This is a genomic window from Erysipelothrix aquatica (assembly GCF_009828775.2).
GTDB lineage: Bacteria > Bacillota_I > Bacilli_A > Erysipelotrichales > Erysipelotrichaceae > Erysipelothrix > Erysipelothrix aquatica.
Genome location: NZ_WTSY02000018.1, coordinates 1 through 17,836, shown reverse-complemented (window position 1 = coordinate 17,836; position 17,836 = coordinate 1). Strand labels below are relative to the sequence as shown.

Genomic DNA, 17,836 nt, shown 5'->3' with positions numbered 1-17,836 from the left:
ACATTCCTACTTGTATATTATACACTAATTTTCTTTTTGATTCTTGCTTCCTCTTTTTTCAGTATTTTCGTCGACTTCCACAACTATTTGATACCATAAAAAAACTTATCCATTGGCATTTGGATAAGTTTTTTTTTAATACTTGATTGCGAGGATTATTAATGATTATGACACTCTAATCGTTCTTTTTTTACGTTGAAACAGATGATTTTTATCTGCTATTTTGCTTTATTATGGCGACGCTTACCAAAGATTACGAGTACAAATCCTGCAACCAAAATGCTATAACCGAGGTAATTTTCTTGAACACCAGTTGCTGGTAGGGTTGTTGGTGATTCATTGTTATCTTTATCTGGCTTTGTTTCAGGTTTTGGCTCGGGTTCTGGTTTTACTTCCGGATTCGTATCAGCTTTCACAATATTTAAGTTTACGCTGAACGGAACACTTGCGCCTGTTCTATCCGAAGTCAGTGTTACCGAAATCTGAACTGTTCCCAGTTTGCTTGCATCAAAGACTTCATCAAAGTTTGTAGCAACCTGGTAGGTATCATTTGCTTGAATTTGCAGTAAGTCTAAAAATTGTTGTTTCGTTAGCGTCGTATCTTTTTTGATCTCTAACGCAAGGTTTTGTAGCGTTGCATCAAAAACAAATGTTTCCGCCGTTTTTCCGTCCGTTTGAACATATGCTTTGTCTACAACACTCACAACATATGTATCATATGAGGCATTAGAAACGTCAAATACATAATCTTGTTTTCCAGCGAAATTCACTTTCCCAAGAATTGTACCTGTCTGCATGATGTCATCAACACTTTGACCTTCGTCGCCACCATAAACAACGTACATACGTGCGTTGGTATTGTTCGTTTCAGTCCATAAAAGGGTATTATCTTTCAATTCTATGCCGTCTAATGGCACGACGTTACCATGTGATAACTGAGGATGACTTGGCGATAGTGACACTTTCGCAAATGAGTCATTACGTAGGATTTCTAAACTCTCATTCTTAATAGCGTGGGCCCCACGTTTCGCTGGATCAACAGTATCCAGATTGGATGGCATTATGTCTGAGTATCCATACAACGCGCTACCTGCAATGTTGGATAGTGTTTGATTAAATTTCATTTGATTGTTGATTTCTTCAGGATTCTTCCAATCGCTATCCCATGAGTTATTAACATGTTTGTAGTTGGCATGGCCAATATATAGTTTAGTTTGAGTTCCTTCTACAGCTTGGTCCCACCAACGTGCAAGTTCACCGTATGGGGCTGCTCCAGCACCAAATGCCCAGTAAATTTGTGGTGCTACATAATCCAATTTGCCATCTTTAATCCACTGGTAAGTATCCGCAAAAATTGTTTGGGAGTATGACTTGGATGATCCTTGAGGAGTATTTGAGCCTCGATCATCAATTGATTTGTGTTCCCAAATCCCAAATGGACTAATTCCAAATTGAACGGATGATTCCGTTTTGTTATTGTGTGTTCCAATAACGTCGTTCACTTTGTCGATGAGTTTGGTAACATTATCACGACGCCATGATTCTATTCCTGCTGGGGAGTCCTCATAGCCTTTTCCATATTTTTCGAATGTTGCTCGATCTTCATTTTTACTTCCGAAAATTTCGCTATTTGGAATATCAACGCCATTTTCATCTTTGAGTACTGCCCCTTTATATGGGTAGAAGTAATCATCGAAGTGAATCGCATCAACATCATAGTTAGTTACAACTTCGTGAATGGTATCGCCAACATGGTTAATAACATCCGGCTCACCTGGGTTTAAGAATAACTTTCCTTGAAACTCAAGAACGTATCCTGGATTTTTAACTGCGAAGTTTGTATCGGCGAGGACACCGGCTTTGTTAAGTGCTGCAACACGCTCGCCTGTATTCATAGCCGCTACATCTTCTTTACTAAAACCAACTGCAGATAGTTTTGCTAACACACCTGCTGACATAATATCTGAATTCGTGACACGATAAGGGTTAAACCAAGCATGGTATTCCATACCACGTTCATGCGTTGCATCGACCATGTATGCAAGAGGGTCAAAATCTACATCTTGTCCTTGTTTACCACTTAAGAATTCTGATGTTGGATTTATTGCTGATGGATAGAATGCATCTAATAAAGGTCTAACTTGGAAAATCATTGCATTCATATTCCATGATTCAAAATCATCAAGACGCGATTCGTACATTTCTTTAAATGCCGTTTCGTCACTTATTTGTGGGAAGTGTAGGTTGAAAATCGTACCAATCCACGATGATTTAAATTGCGTTTGTTCTTGATTGTAAGCAACAGGAATTTCGATTTGTTCCGTACTGCCGTTGTAATACATGACTGGATCTGTTTTGTCATACCCCATTGTTTCATCTGCAAGTTTTTTGTACTTATACAGAGGTTCAGAGGTTGATGCTCCAACTTGATATGTTGATAATCCTAAAAAAAGTGCTAGAAATAAAACCAAAGTTTTTTTCATATTTTCCTCCTATAGCGCTTACATTTATTATACACGTTAGAAATAATATTTCACTATATTCGGTAAAATATTGGAAATAATTTTTAATAATGAGCATTTCAGCCACTCTTTAGGGATTCTTTTGCAGAAAAAAATAGTGCCGCAGCACTATTTTTCTACCACACTGGAATTGAGGCACCTTTACTGTCTTCAATCACAAGTTGTTTCACAGCATCTGTTTGATACAATTCAACAATACGTTTGAAAGTTGGATTATCTTTATCTTCACTACGAGCTGCAATTAAGTTCACATAAGGATTCTCTTGTGAGATACTTACATCTTCTAAAACGATTGCTTTTTCGGTCGGATTAAGCCCTGCATCAACCGCAATTCCGGAGTTCACGGCTGCAAATGCAACATCCGGTAACGATGCTGGAATTTGCGCAGCTGCCAATTCAACAATCTCCAAGTTTAGTGGATTTTCTACAATATCTTTTAAGGTTGGGAATTTCGCATCATTCAGTTTGATAAACCCATTGGCTTGTAAGAGTTGTAATGCACGACCACCGTTTGTAACATCATTTGGAATTGCGACTTTATCATTTTCTTTAACCTCTTTTAAATCGGTAATTTTGTTTGAGTAAAGACCCAGTGGTGCAATTGATGTCTTCGCAATCGAGACTAAATCATACTTATTCGTTTCAACTTCATTCTCCAAATAGACTTGATGTTGAAACGCATTTAAATCAATTTCGCCATTGTTTAAGGCAGCATTGGGTTGCGTATAATCACTAAAAGCAACAATTTCAATTTTGATACCTTCTTTGGCAGCTTCTTCAGCAACATGTTTCCAAACTACCGAATCACTCCCGATCATTCCTACTTTAACGACCTTTTCATCACCTGTAGCTGGTGCTGGTTTTGATCCACATCCTACTAAAACCAATAATCCTACGATGAGGATTGTGACTATTTTTTTCATATATTTTCTCCTTAGTGTGTTGTTTTCTTAATAATAATGGTTCCTAATCCTTGCACAACACTGATCATAATTAGAATTACAAGAACTGAAACATTGGTAATATCATGCATGTAACGGGCATGACCATAACGAGTTACAAAATCTCCAAGACCGCCTCCACCGACGATACCTGCCATTGCAGTAAGACCAATCAGGCTTACAATTGTGATGGTTGTGGCACGAACGAGTGCTGGAATACTTTCTTTCAAATAAACACGGAAGATAATCCCTACCGGGGAAACTCCCATTGCAGTTGCTGCTTCAATCAAACCAGAATCAATATCAGATAGCGCCATATCAACTTGTCGCATTAGGAAGGGAACACATCCAATTACGAGTGGTACAATCGCACCATCAATCCCAATACTTGTTCCTGCAATAATTCGTGTTAGTGGTGCAATGAAAGTTATCAAAATGACAAATGGAATTGAGCGTAACAAGTTGGTGGATTTATCCAAAGCTTGATACACCCATTTATTTTCGAGAATACCATCCTCACGGGTAACCACCAAAATCACACCTAAAGTAATTCCGATGACAAAGGCAATCACTCCACTACGAACAACCATTTCAATCGTCTGCCAAATCGCTTTTACGAACTCATCTTGATAGTTCATTAGGTTCGGTAAATATGTTTCAAGCACGCTTGTCATTTTCAAATACCTCTACTTTCACCCCGGTCGCCTGTAAAAATTCAAGCGCTTCAATTTGACGTTCACCAGTCAAGATGACCACGAGAATCCCTAACACTTCGTCATGAACAATTTCGACATTCGCAAAGACAATACTTGCTTTAACATTGAAACGTAAACTTACTTCTGAAATGATTGCCTCTTGGGTAATATTCCCCCGGAAATCAAGTCTTACTAATTGCTGAGCTTCATCGAGTGCTAAGACTTCAGGTTTCTCGTTGATTAATGCTTGCAGTGACGTAAGATTGGTAGTCGTGTCTACAAAATCTTTGGTAATGGATGCTTGTGGGTTTGCAAATATTTCGGTCACTGCATCCAACTCTTTAATATGGCCATTTTCCATCACAGCCACACGATCGCAAACTGTTTTTACAACAGCCATTTCATGCGTAATAATTACAATTGTGATTCCCAAACGTTCATTAACTTCCTTCAATAATTTCAATATTGTCTGGGTGGTTTGCGGATCAAGAGCACTCGTGGCCTCGTCACATAACAGAATGTCTGGATCGTTCGCTAAAGCACGTGCAATCGCAACACGTTGTTTTTGGCCACCTGACAATTGTGATGGAAAAACATCGCGTTTGTCTGCAATTCCCACCAGTTCGAGAAGGGACTCAACTTTATCTTTGATTTCATGTTTAGTCTTCCCTTTATAGCGTAACGGAAATGCAATATTTTCATAAACAGTTCGGGAATTTAGTAAGTTAAAGCCTTGAAATATCATTCCAATTTTACGACGCTCATTGCGAAGTTCGCGTGGATTTAACGACTTCACATCAACGCCATTCACGATAATTTTTCCCGATTCTGGGCGCTCTAGTAAATTAATGCAGCGAACAAGCGTGCTCTTTCCTGCACCGCTAAATCCGATAACGCCGAATATTTCTCCCGGTGTAACCTTAAAACTAACGTCTTGAAGTGCATGGACATTCAGTTGCTTTGTTTGAAATGTTTTGGATACATTTTGAAATTCAATCATTCTTATTCTCCTTGCAATACCACATTTTCTCGATGTTCTTTTTTAATTGCTTCTAGTAATTCAGGATTTGTCAGTAATTCCAATGCTGTATGGGCAAGAACTTTTGCACCTAGAGCAATTGAATCGAGTCCAAGCTCACTCTTCGATGCTTCTCTAAATTCAACACTGTGTCCAGCCATTGGTGTATTGTTGATATTAATATAGGGTTGAATCGTTGGAACAACCTGACTCACATTTCCTACGTCTGAGGATCCTTGCCCTCCAGTGACTTTGCGTGGTGTGAATACTTCACCGTACGTTGCAAGTTTTGCTTCATAAATTGCATCGAAGGACGGGGTAAGGATGATATTATCAACACTGTTTTGGAAGAGTCCAAATTTATGTGTACATCCAGTAGCTAGTGCTGCACCTTTTATAATGTTCTCAAATTTTTGGTAAACATCATTAAGGGTTGTACGGCTTTTGGCACGTAGGTAGAAGCGCGCTGATGCATATTCAGGTACTACATTTGGTGCATCACCACCATGCGTTACAATTCCATGAATTCGAACATCATCAGTTAAGTGTTCACGTAATGCGTTAACACTGTTGAACACTTGAATGACTGCGTCCAGAGCGTTTATTCCATGTTGGGGATTACCAGACGCATGACTTGCTCGTCCGAAGAATTCAACATCGACTGGATCATTTGCAAGTCCTGATGTCGTTCCTCCATGCAAGTGACCTGGATGGACACATAATGCAGCGTCTACATCTTCGAAGAACCCTTCACGAACAAAGCTTCCTTTTGCAGATCCATTCTCGCCACCTTCTTCTCCCGGTGTTCCATAGATTCGAATTTCACCGCCGACTTCATCAACAATTTGTTTTAAAGCAGCACCCGCTAAGGATGAGGTTGCACCAAAGAGGTTGTGCCCACATGCATGCCCGATTCCGACAAGCGCATCGTACTCAGCTAGAAATGCAATTACAGGTCCTTGTTTCTTTGAAACATATCGTGCATCAAAACCTGTACGGTGTCCTGCAACATCGACCTTAACATCAAAACCTTCTGCTTTAAGTTGGTTTGCGAGGGTCTCACTCGCAAAGAACTCGTAATTACTTACTTCTGGTTTCGCATGAATATCCAAGGCAATTTTTTTGTATATTTCGTGTTGTTGGTTTACATATTCATCAATTTTGTGTGTCATATTCTTTCTCCCTTTGCTTTGTAAGCATATAAAAAGCGCCCATCCCTAAGGATGAGCGCTGCTCATGTTACCACCTTAATTCGTTTATGTCTCACGATCATAAACCTCTTCAAGAACTATCATTCTCTAGCGCTTTAACGGGCACTCCCGATGTGCCTAAACCACTTTTCGTGTTTCAGCATCATTGCTCCAAGGCCATTTTCGCTTCGTTTCCGTTCGTCTACTCTCACCATACGTAGATTCTCTGTAAGAACTTTCATGAAGTTACTTTCCTTTTCATCGCTTTTCACTATTATTACCAATAATGTTTCAAATGTCAACACCTTTTCGAAATTATTGCTAAAACCCTTCATTTAAGGCTCAACTTACATACAAAAGTATGCACAGTATCTGTGCATACTTTTAAGTTTATTGTTTGCGACGACGGTTGACTTCGTAAACACCAACACCCACTAAAGTCAGGAATCCACCCGAAATTAGTAAAGTATTTCCAATTCCTGTTGCCGGTAGCTTCTCTTCCTTCGTTTCCGGTTTCGGCTTCACAACTTCAGGGTCAACGGGTTTGACAGGATCAATCGGATCGATTGGGTCGATTGGATCAATTGGATCGATTGGATCGATTGGATCAATATCTTTCAATTCTAAGCCTGCAAATGCATCCTTTACTTCCGCAATGACATTCAGAATTGTTTCTTTATCCACACCAATTCCATTGTTAGCAAGAATTTCATTCATACGTGTACGTGCACTGACAAGAACACGTGCTGATTCGTCCGTGTATTTTGTTAAATCTACATCTGTTTCATACTGTAAACTTCGAAGTGCACTTATTTCGTTTTGGTTTGGTAGTACTTCAATATCCACACCGTTAATACCATTTACTTTGAATGAGTAAATTCGTGCAACATTTCCGGTACTTTCAGCTTTATGGAGCACAAGTCGAATATGATTTGCTTGCGTTGCAGGAATCGCGTCTTTGGTAATGGCATCTGTATTCCATGTTCTCATGACGGCAGTTTCCCATGTTTCACCATCCATGCTTGTTAGAATTTCATAGTCACGTGTATTCCACTCCTTGTTTTCCCCACCAGCTTCAGCATGATGAAGTTCAAAGTCAGTTAGTGTTACAGTTTGTGGGAATGATGCTTCTAGCCATGGTTTCTCTGTCTTATTATCACACCACTTCGTTGCGTCTGAATCGTCAAAAGCTTGAGCTGCACCTTCACTTGGCGCACATGAATTTGACACTTTGAAATTTTGTGCAAGATTTGAAAGGGACTGTGGTTTCGTAACTAAAGTATCATCATAAACGTAAATTAGATTTTGTTTACGAACATCCGTAGTTCCTGCCTCATTGCCTAACGTCATAGTTATGCTGTAGACACCTGCTTGATCAAAGGAGGCGGTTGTCTCAACACCTTCAAGTCGATCTGTCACAGCACCTTCAACAAGCCAGTTAACTGTTTTTGTTGATTGTGATGGAACCGCTGTTAAGGTTACTTCCTCACCAACCTTAACAAAACTTGAGGATATTCTAAAGTCTCCACTTGGAAGACCCACAGCTTCAAATTTAAAGTCTACGGATGCCGCTTTATTAAAATGTTTTACATTTGTTTCGTCAACTGGAACGACTTCATAGTGAAGTTTTCCAGTCTCTGGTCTCTGTTGATTTTCTACATAATAAGCTGTATTTGCGGTGCTTCCTTCATAGTAGCGAACACCATCTTCGACACGATAAATATCGTATTGACGTGTATTTACTTGATCATGGTTCCATGTCAATCGTAAGTTTGCACTCACGTTATCGGTGACATTTTTCCCAACGATTTTTACGTCACTCACCGCTGACACTGCTTTATCTGTATTGTCATCAATACCTAAATAACCGATATTAATTAAGCCCGATGCAATCGTTTCATCTGCGGTAATATCAATTGCGATTTTCTTAACTGTTTTTCCACTGAGGCTTGCAAGTTCGAAGTGAGTCTCAATCCATTCACCCTTCGGTGTTTGTGTTCCTTTGACCACTTCTTGGGTTCCGTCAGTAAAATCTAACACCAAATCGATTGTTGCATTCCCATGATGACGAACGATTCCTTTATTGTTTGCAGTTAATGCAAGATCACTTGCATACAGGTCCATGCGTGTTGTAGCACCTTCAGTCATGGTTCCTTTCAATCCAATGGAAGAACCGCCATTGTACGCACGACTATAATCAATAAATGCGGAAAGTTCATTGTCACTTTGGTCAAGAATCCAACGGTAGGTTGGCATAATATCTTGAACTGAGCGGTTATTGAATGTGCCAGCTTTCGCAATCACGCCATCTTGATAATAGTTATCCCCATTTCCAACATTGAAGCTTGTATGGAATGGAAGGCTTGTTACTGGAGATTTCTCAACAAAGTAACGTGACATTCCTTGCCAGGTATTTTTCCCTTGGGATGTATCTCTTGGGTCTGCCGCCTGATTGATCCAGAAGTCACTTTCATTTTGCCAGTATTTGTCGACATTATACTGACCACCATCGCGTAATGTCCAGTCTGGAGCGTAAAGACCAACAGATGTCATTACCTTGTTGTCGCTTCCAACTGCATTTGACAGTTTATCACCACTGTTCACACCTCGAGCTTGAACATCAAAGCCTGCTAATACATCATATGGACTGCGGTTTAAAGAAATCGCCTTATCACGACTTCCTGCAACCATTTGTGGTCCAAACCAGAAGTTTAAGAACATGTAGTCTGACGTTCTTTGCTCACCATTTTGGAAATAACGCTTGTTGCGATCATTTAGCTCATTTTGCCAACTAACTTGACCGCTTTCAAGCATTGAGTCATACCACACGAGCTCCATATGGTCTTTTTTGTTATTGTTGTAATACGCTAAAAAGTCTAAAAATCCTTGACCATGTTCAGGACTACCTGTACTGGTTTCTTGGTTTATAAACCAACCATCAAATCCGTACAGCTCTGCCATTTCGATGAGTTTGTCTGCCATTGGAAAACTGCCATCATCGCGCTTAACCAAGAATTCACTGACCCATTGATTTTGTCCTCCATAGGCTTTCGGAGGAAAGAATACGGTTCCCATAACAGGGACACCATTGCGGTGTGCAACGTCAACTAAATCAGCACTGGGAGGAACAATTATCCCTTCTCCAGCTGATCCTGCCCATCCAACAAGGGCATCAACATATTGCCAGTTTGTAAAGTTGTAGATTGCTTTTTCACTGGAACCTTGTGACGGTGTCCCACTTGTATTCTTGTTTGCAATCGGTAGTGATACTACTTTTGCATCCGGATTTTGGTCCGGATTCACCGGTGTTCCTTTGACACGTTTTTGTAACGGTACCTTTGATACATTATGAATTGCATCGGGGTCCGTATTGAAATCCCATTCTAAGAAATCATTTGGAAAGAAAAATGAAGAATATGGGCGATCTTCAATGACCGGAATCCCATCAGTTGTTTGTACAGATCCATCTTCCCCGGATGTTTCTGCCATAACTGGTAAAACTAAACTCGTAAGCAAAAGTCCCATTGTTACGAGACATTGTAACAGTCGTTTCATGTGTTACCTCCTATACCATGATATTGTACGATTTTGTTAACCGCTTACAATAGAGACAAATTATAGGTCTATCATGACGATTTATACTCTTCCCTTATATCCGTCATTATCTTTCCCCATCTATCGAAAAAAAACCTTCATTTCTGAAGGTTTTCAATTATTGATCATCATTTCTTTTTTTGTATAAACTACAATACCACCTATCACAATTCCAATAGCACTGATAATTAACCCCCATCGAACAAGGTCATCCGATTGACCAGTTTTTGGTAATACCTTGTTTTCAGGATCAACTGGTTTGACTGGTGTTGGTTTTTCTGGTGTTGGTTTTTCTGGTGTTGGTTTTTCTGGTATTCGAACGTTCGTAACTGATATAAGCACTTCGGATTGAGTCATCATTGACTCTGTTACCGCCACACAGTGTTCAGTTGCATCCAAAGTATAACCTTCGGGTGCTTTCGTTTCGATGAAACAATACGTTCCAGTTGTAGGGATAGATACGTTAATTTCTCCGAGAGCATTCGTTGTAAGTTTGTCGTAAAGAACCTCACCTGTTTCAAAAATGAGCTTAAACTCAGCACCTTCAAGAACTTTGAGACTATCTTTTGAATCAATTTTTCGTAGTCGAAGATTTAATGGTTCTGGTTTATCCGGTGTCTTCACATTTGTCATTTCGATAAGCACTTCGGGTTGGTTCAACATGGCTTCTGTCACAGTCACACATTTTGGAGTCGCATCCAACGTATAGCCATCTGGTGCTTTCGTTTCGATAAAGCAATAAGTTCCCGGACTTGTCACTGAAGCTACAAGTTCACCCAATGTATCAGTAGTGAGGTTTTCAGCGATAATCGAATCATTCTCATCCACGAGTTTGAATTCAGCGCCTGCTAAAACTTTGCTCGAATCAGTAGCATCCATCTTACGCAAACGCAATAAGAGTGGTTCTGGTTTATCCGGTGTCTTCACATTTGTCATTTCGATAAGCACTTCGGGTTGGTTCAACATGGCTTCTGTCACAGTCACACATTTTGGTGTCACATCCAACGTATAGCCATCAGGTGCTTTCGTTTCGATAAAGCAATAAGTTCCCGGACTTGTCACTGTAGCTGTAAGTTCACCCAATGTATCAGTAGTGAGGTTTTCAGCGATAATCGAATCATTCTCATCTACAAGTTTGAATTCAGCGCCTGCTAAAACTTTACTCGAATCAGCAGCATCCATTTTGCGCAAACGCAATAGGAGTGAATTGGGCATATCGGGTATTTTAGTATTCGTAACTTCGAATAAAACTTCTGCTTTAGACATCATGGATTCTGTTATGGTTATACATTTTTCTCGTGTGTCCAAAGTATATCCATCTGGGGCCTGTGTCTCAATAAAACAATACCTTCCAGCTTTTGGAATGGAAACTTTGATTTCACCAAGGATATCTGTCGTCAAATGATCGTAGAGTACTTTTCCTGATTCATTTACCAATTTAAAGACGGCGCCTTTGAGAGCGCGAGCGGAATCATTTGCATCTACTTTACGCAAGCGAATCATCAGTGGTTCAGGATCTTGGAAGTCCCACCGGTGTGTTTCACCAGAACTCGTGAAAGTATCAACGATGATTGTTCCATCAATGTTTTTCTCATTCACAACATGGGCTTTGGGTGCAAGAATCGAGCCAATCCACGTTCCTCTGAAAGTGATTGTTCCTTCCATTGGCGTACCATTTGCCGTGAAATTCCACAGTAAGGTACTATCGGCAAAGTCTGTCGTTTCTTTGTTTCCCCGTCTTGAACCATCAGCATACTCAAGCATGACGGTCGACTGAATAGTTGCTGATTGCGCACCGCTATAATCAACTGTAATAAAGACTTGTTTGAACTCACTGCCTTCATTTTTCTCAAGGCCTTTTACGATAATTGGTGTCTCAATATCTAAAACACTTCCATCAACCTTAACAAAAATTTGATCCTTATCAATGTCTGTTACATCAATTACGCGGTTGTTTCGATCCGGAAATGAGTCATTAGTAATTACAAGATCTGCAACTTCCTGAGATAGTGTTGAACTTGTCGTTGCAAGTTTATTGAGTTCGGCGTCAATATCGATATAGTAATGATCTGCAGGGTCTTGGTAAATCGAAGTAGCACTTAAGTTATCAAGTGTTCCACCATTAATGCGTGGTTGATTTGGATTACTTAAGTCAACATTCATCCCACTTCCGACGACAAATTTATTCATCCCCTTATTCGGAAATGAGCCACTTTGTAGGTGGGTGTAACTACGAATATACGAAACATCGACGTTACCTGTAGCTGCATATTGTTTTGTTCCGATATCGCCTTGGCCACCAAAGTTAATCGCCGCTATATTGCCATTTGTATGCGAGTTCGATGTTATATCTCGACCAAAAATATGAAAGAAACCTGCTGCCCCTAAGATATGGTTTCGGGCTTGAGGATAGTCTTCATAAAAATCACCAGCTTGTTGCACAGGCGATGTTTCAGCATAGGTGCTTGGCGCAATTCCAAAAGAAACAAACGCCATAGCAATAGTTAAAATTACTGTTGCAATTTTATTGTATTTCATTTTATTCCTCTTTTCTTCGATTGTGTGTGCTTGAATACAAGTACCCCCCCTCCTTTCTGCTTGTATTCTTATACTAATAGTTTAGCACTTCCTATGCGACATGGCGGTTATTCCGAAATTATTAATCAATATTTCTATTAAAATTAAGAAATACAATTTTATATTTAAGTTCTTTGTGAATTTATGAACTTTTGTATTGAAAAAGGTATGATTTGATATCATACCTTGAAAATTATTTTAAGAATGGCTTCACTGCATCCGGAACCTTACTTTCCGCAATAACTTCTTGGCCAATCACGATTGTCTTACTTACATCAACAGCTAGATACTGTCCAGGTTGCAATAATTTTGATGCGTCATTTGTTTGATAAGAAAAACTGACTTCGCGTGCATTTCCTTTTTCATTATACCCTGTAAACGTATAAGAACGACCGCGATCAACAACTTTACCATTACTATCTTTTATATCCGTAACCGTTGCTTCTTGTGACATTGGTACATGAACATAGAACGTATCCGATTTTTTGTAACGACCGTCATAATAGTCTTTGATGAAGTATCCACCAATACCCACAACTGCAAGAATTGCAACAGCAAGAAATGCTCCAGCTTTATTTTTTTTCATATAATCCCTCCACGGCTGTATGCCTCGTGTAACACAACCATTGTATCACACGAACAATACAGATAACCTAACACTAGGGTTACACTTTTGTAAGAAAAAAAGCAGTGAATGTGTACACTGCCTTAATCAATCGCTCATTACATCTAGGAGACTCTACAAAATAGCACACATTATCAATTTGTTCCTCCATCATTCGTACCGTACATGTGCTCAGCAAGGCCGTAATTGTTTGATGTTTGTATTGATGATAAGGAGTAGTGACACTACGACCTTTCATGCATTTTACAAATACAAATTGACGCAATCGTGTAGAGTCTAGAATCTGTTCGAAACGATTCCCACCGATTTGTTAGATTGTAACATATTTTCACAGTGTTTGGAACTGTTTTCATTTGCCATTGTAAATTATTTCATTTCTACCAGACCGCAAGGTGCCCATCGGATCGTGACTCGGTAGCACCAATTAAAACTCCAGATTCATCACGAAGAATTATCTGACCACGTCCTAGCATTATGGTCTCGTTTAGAATCTCAATATCATGACCTCTTCGCATCAAGCCCTCGGCAATATGGAATGGTAATGTATTCTCGACTTGAACTTTTTTTCCATGAGTCCATTGCCAACGTGGTGCGTCCAATGCATCTTGTGGATTAAGGTGGAAGTCTATCATACTACTAACAACCTGCATATGAGCTTGTGGTTGCAGTGGCCCTCCCATCACTCCAAAGGGACCTACGGGTTTACCGTCTTTTGTAATAAATCCTGGAATAATCGTATGTAAGGGACGCTTGCCAGGTTCAAGACAGTTCGGGTGCGCTTCATCTAACGTAAATTGAGAGCCTCGATTATGCAATGCAATCCCATATCCCGGAACGACACTTCCTGACCCGAATCCTGTATAGCAACTTTGAATGAACGAAACCATGTTTCCATCTCCATCCGCAGTTGCAAAATATACCGTCCCAGCATTATCCAGTTCACCAGGTGCAGGTTCCATAGCATGATCCGTAACTGTTGCAGCTCTTTGGGACCCATACTCTTTGGATAATAAATACTCCCAATCTTTGCGCATGAATGAGAGCTCACCTATGTGCTTCATGCCATCTGTAAATGCAAGCTTCAAAGATTCAATTTGTTTATGATAGGTATCTACTTCGTCTTTTCCTGTTAATGGAAGATTCTCAAGAACATTTAATGCCATCAGTACCATGATACCAATACCGTTGGGCGGCAACTCCCACACGTCATAGCCTTTGTAATTGACCGACATTGGATTTACCCATTCAGCTTGATGCTTTTCCAAATCTTCTTTGCGAATATATCCGCCATTTTCTCTTGAGAATGCATCAATTGCATCAGCTATCTTTCCTTTATAGAAAGAATCACCTTGCGTTCTCGCTATCTCACGAATCGTCTTTGCATGACCCGGAGCGTGAAAAATTTCTCCGACACGCATTGCGCGCCCATGTGGACAAAATGTATCGAACCAGGTTTTAAGAACCGGATACTGTTCAATATTTTTTGAATAGATTTTATAATATCTTTCCCATAAGCGTGCGACATTAGGTGCGACAGGGAAGCCTTCTTCTGCAAGGCGCGCTGCGGGCTCTAAAACCGTCTCGAGCGGGAGTTTCCCGAATTTCTGAGATAAGGCCACCCAACCACTAGGAATACCCGGAACCGTCACCGGATCTAAGCCAAACAATGTAATTGCTTTATCTCCTTTTGCAGTGATGGCATCTTTCGTCATCAGCCCTGGAGCTGCACCACTCGCATTCAGCCCGTACATTTGACCCTCATGCCAAACAATTGCGAAGCAATCGCCCCCTAAACCATTCCCACTCGGCTCAACTACAGTTAATGCCGCTGCAGTCGCAATCGCTGCATCAATTGCATTCCCTCCCAGTTTAAGAATTTCTAAGCCAATTTGTGACGCTAACGGACTTGCCGTTCCTACCATTCCCTTCCGACCATAAACTAAATTACGACGGGATGGATAACGATGCATATATGGATCAAAGTTAATCATGTTATTTCCTCCTATAAGAATGCGACAAAGATTCCCGCAACCACAATCGAAAGTGTCGTTACAGTAGTCATTCCCGCAACCACATAACGTGGCATGATGTGGTCAAAGACGATTTGTTGTTCTGTTTCATCATCAGTAATTGCTTTGGAAATTTCTTGTGAGACCAGGTATGTTGCCGGAAACCCAAGATACTGGGCTAAAGCAACACCAAAGGCAAGATGTTTGGACTTTAAGAGTTTCCAACCTGGTAAAATGGCAAACACAACATAGAGCACCGCTATCGTTGCACCTAAAGTCACAACAATATTCATTCCCAATGCCATAAGATCTGTAAACGTTACTTTACCTAACGAAGGAATAATGGTGACATAAACTAACATTGAGAAGACACCTGATGCTTTACCTTTTTCAAGAATGCGTGTTGGCACGACATCGTAATAACCTAAGATTGCTCCAAATAACAATGACCAAATTGAATAGTTAATACTTGGCATGAGTTTCCCAAGAGAAACAGCAATCCACGCAAAGCAGACTGCAATCATCAAACATACAAAGTCTGTAAAGTACTTCGTATGCTTGGTTGCAAGTCCTTTTCGTTTCTTCTCAGCATCTTGCGTTTGTTTCGATTCATAGGTCCCGTTACGATAGGCAGCTAAAACTGTTTTCGCCTCTTGCATCCCAACATACGAAGCAGGATACGATCCCGCAAATTTTTTAACGGCATAGAGGATAGCGGCGAAGGCTGCAGGAACTACCAATCCCAACTCTGCTGCTTTACTACTCATGATTTGTGTTGATATAATTCCGCCATTGAGGACTGGAATTGCAACCATTGCATTTTCTCTACCAATAATAGGTATTAGGACGAAGCATGTTACGATTACGACAAGCATAGATGCGACGGCCGTAACCACGGTTTTCCATTCATCACGTAGTTGTTTTAAATTAATCATTGTTCCCATGTGGAAAATTAGAATTGCGGCTGACATTGACGCAAATTGAGTCAAAAATGCTTGCTCAACGATATCGGTTGGAAATACTCCCGTCATAAATCCAACCAGGAAAACAACCATAACTACGAAGACCGAGGATACCTTGGCCTTCGTAAATACGCCCATAAAATCGGCGAACCCAAACACTAGCATTATTATAAAAAAATAGAATAAGCTATTGTTTTCTGTAAAGCTACTTATAATCTGTTGCATACACTTTCTCCTTTGTAATGTGTATGATTGTAACATAGTTTCACACAATATGTAACTATTTACAGAAACAATTTGAAAATGTTTCTTTTCAATTGATTTTTATGAAGACTCTATAAATTTACGCAGAAAAAAACATCACTTTTTAAGTGATGTTTTAAGTTAGTCGTTACTTTCAAATCCTTCTGTACTATCCGATTTGAAGAGAACAATGACCGTTCTCAAAATGAGTCGAATATCAGACCAAACACTATAGTTTTCAATATATACGAGATCCATGAGTAATTTATCATAAGGACTCGTATTATACTTACCTTCAATTTGAGCAATACCTGTGAGCCCAGCTTTTACTCGAAGACGGTAACGGAACTCAGGTAATTCTGATTCATATTTATCTACATTCTCTGTCATCTCTGGACGCGGCCCAACAAGGCTCATGTCGCCATTGAGAATGTTGATAAGTTGTGGTAATTCGTCCATGCGGATTTTTCGAAGTACACGCCCAACTTTGGTTATACGATCATCATTCTCTGTAGATGAGAAATTCTCCACATTCTCTTTCATCGTTCTAAATTTATAAACTTTAAAGATTTTACCATCAATGGTGTATCGATCTTGCGTAAAGAGAATTTTCCCACCATCACCAAGTTTAATTGCAATTGCAGATACAATCCAAATTGGCGACGAGATTACAATACCAGCAAGTGCGGCAACAATATCAAGAACACGTTTGAAGAAACGTTGCTCCATTGTTAGACCAGATACATTGACATCCACCATCGGTTTATCATCAAATGTAATATGCTCTCCACTTAACTGAATTACATCGGTAATTGATGGTGCAAACGTAAAGTTAATTGCATGCTCATAGCAAACATCCACTAATGGTTTACGCACTGACTCTGGTAGATCTGAAAAAATAACATAGTCTACTTTATCAACATATTTTCCTAAATCACATTGCGAAGCATCAATTGTATCAATGACTCGGTACTGAAGTTTAAAGCGTGAGATATAGCGTTGAATTTTTCGTACACTCACTTCAGGGTGATTCCCATCATAGATGATTAACGCATTCACCGGATCATTAATTTTGAAGTAAATCCAGTTTCCTAAATATGCAAAGATAATAATCGCAATAATTTGAATTAACAATACAATCAGTAAGAGATCAAGTTGTTCCAACCGGAATGAATGATTGTTGTTGGGATTGGTGTTCATAATCATTAGCTGTAGGTATGAGACAAAGTCTGTAAACATTACAGCCACCGTAGTAGAGAATATAATTGGCTTACTTTTCTTTTTTCCAATTTCAAAGTTACCATACACTGTGAGCATTAAGATTCCAACGACAGCGAATGTCATCATGGTTGTCCCTAGTGTTCGTGAGATATAATTAAGTCCGACATTTTGTAGTGCAAACACTTCAAAAAATGTATACCCTAACAAGACATACAATACTGCTTTTAATCCTACAATTA

The 17,836-nt window shown here is 39.7% G+C and carries 11 protein-coding genes and 1 other annotated feature; all 11 genes read right to left on the bottom strand.

The genetic code is table 11. The features are described from left to right. Positions 1 to 218: 218 nt before the first annotated feature. The 11 genes from GVV20_RS06270 to GVV20_RS06220 all read right to left on the bottom strand — a co-directional run bounded on the left by GVV20_RS06270 (position 219) and on the right by GVV20_RS06220 (position 17,834). Positions 219 to 2,483 (bottom strand): glycoside hydrolase family 10-like protein, encoded by a 2,265-nt coding sequence (locus GVV20_RS06270; protein WP_159739999.1) that lies wholly within the window; start codon positions 2,481 to 2,483, stop codon positions 219 to 221. A 155-nt stretch (positions 2,484 to 2,638) separates the two neighbouring features. Next, positions 2,639 to 3,445, bottom strand: coding sequence for a MetQ/NlpA family ABC transporter substrate-binding protein (locus GVV20_RS06265; protein WP_159739998.1), 807 nt, complete (start codon positions 3,443 to 3,445; stop codon positions 2,639 to 2,641). A gap of 11 nt (positions 3,446 to 3,456) precedes the next feature. Continuing rightward, complete coding sequence (locus GVV20_RS06260) at positions 3,457 to 4,137, bottom strand: methionine ABC transporter permease (protein ID WP_201287497.1); 681 nt, start codon at positions 4,135 to 4,137, stop codon at positions 3,457 to 3,459. Further along, complete coding sequence (locus GVV20_RS06255) at positions 4,121 to 5,158, bottom strand: methionine ABC transporter ATP-binding protein (protein ID WP_159739997.1); 1,038 nt, start codon at positions 5,156 to 5,158, stop codon at positions 4,121 to 4,123. The genes GVV20_RS06260 and GVV20_RS06255 overlap by 17 nt, the downstream gene beginning before the upstream one ends. Before the next feature lie 2 nt (positions 5,159 to 5,160). Continuing rightward, on the bottom strand, positions 5,161 to 6,348 hold the full coding sequence (locus tag GVV20_RS06250) for a M20 family metallopeptidase (RefSeq protein WP_159739996.1): 1,188 nt from the start codon (positions 6,346 to 6,348) through the stop codon (positions 5,161 to 5,163). A gap of 44 nt (positions 6,349 to 6,392) precedes the next feature. Next, positions 6,393 to 6,637 (bottom strand) — a binding site (T-box leader). A gap of 119 nt (positions 6,638 to 6,756) precedes the next feature. Beyond that, positions 6,757 to 9,921, bottom strand: a complete 3,165-nt coding sequence (locus GVV20_RS06245; protein ID WP_159739995.1) for an endo-beta-N-acetylglucosaminidase — start codon at positions 9,919 to 9,921, stop codon at positions 6,757 to 6,759. Between the two features lie 153 nt (positions 9,922 to 10,074). Further along, positions 10,075 to 12,498, bottom strand: a complete 2,424-nt coding sequence (locus tag GVV20_RS06240) for an MSCRAMM family protein (RefSeq protein ID WP_159812659.1) — start codon at positions 12,496 to 12,498, stop codon at positions 10,075 to 10,077. A gap of 232 nt (positions 12,499 to 12,730) precedes the next feature. Further along, a complete protein-coding gene (locus GVV20_RS06235; protein ID WP_159739993.1) occupies positions 12,731 to 13,123 on the bottom strand; it encodes a YxeA family protein in 393 nt (130 codons plus the stop codon). Positions 13,124 to 13,539: 416 nt separating this feature from the next. Further along, on the bottom strand, positions 13,540 to 15,153 hold the full coding sequence (locus tag GVV20_RS06230; RefSeq protein ID WP_159739992.1) for a gamma-glutamyltransferase family protein: 1,614 nt from the start codon (positions 15,151 to 15,153) through the stop codon (positions 13,540 to 13,542). A gap of 11 nt (positions 15,154 to 15,164) precedes the next feature. After that, positions 15,165 to 16,358 carry a hypothetical protein gene (locus tag GVV20_RS06225; RefSeq protein ID WP_159739991.1) on the bottom strand — a complete coding sequence of 398 codons (1,194 nt, stop codon included), beginning with the start codon at positions 16,356 to 16,358 and terminating at the stop codon, positions 15,165 to 15,167. 159 nt (positions 16,359 to 16,517) lie between these two features. Beyond that, positions 16,518 to 17,834, bottom strand: a complete 1,317-nt coding sequence (locus GVV20_RS06220; RefSeq protein WP_250690176.1) for an exopolysaccharide biosynthesis polyprenyl glycosylphosphotransferase — start codon at positions 17,832 to 17,834, stop codon at positions 16,518 to 16,520. Between the last annotated feature and the right edge of the window lie 2 nt (positions 17,835 to 17,836).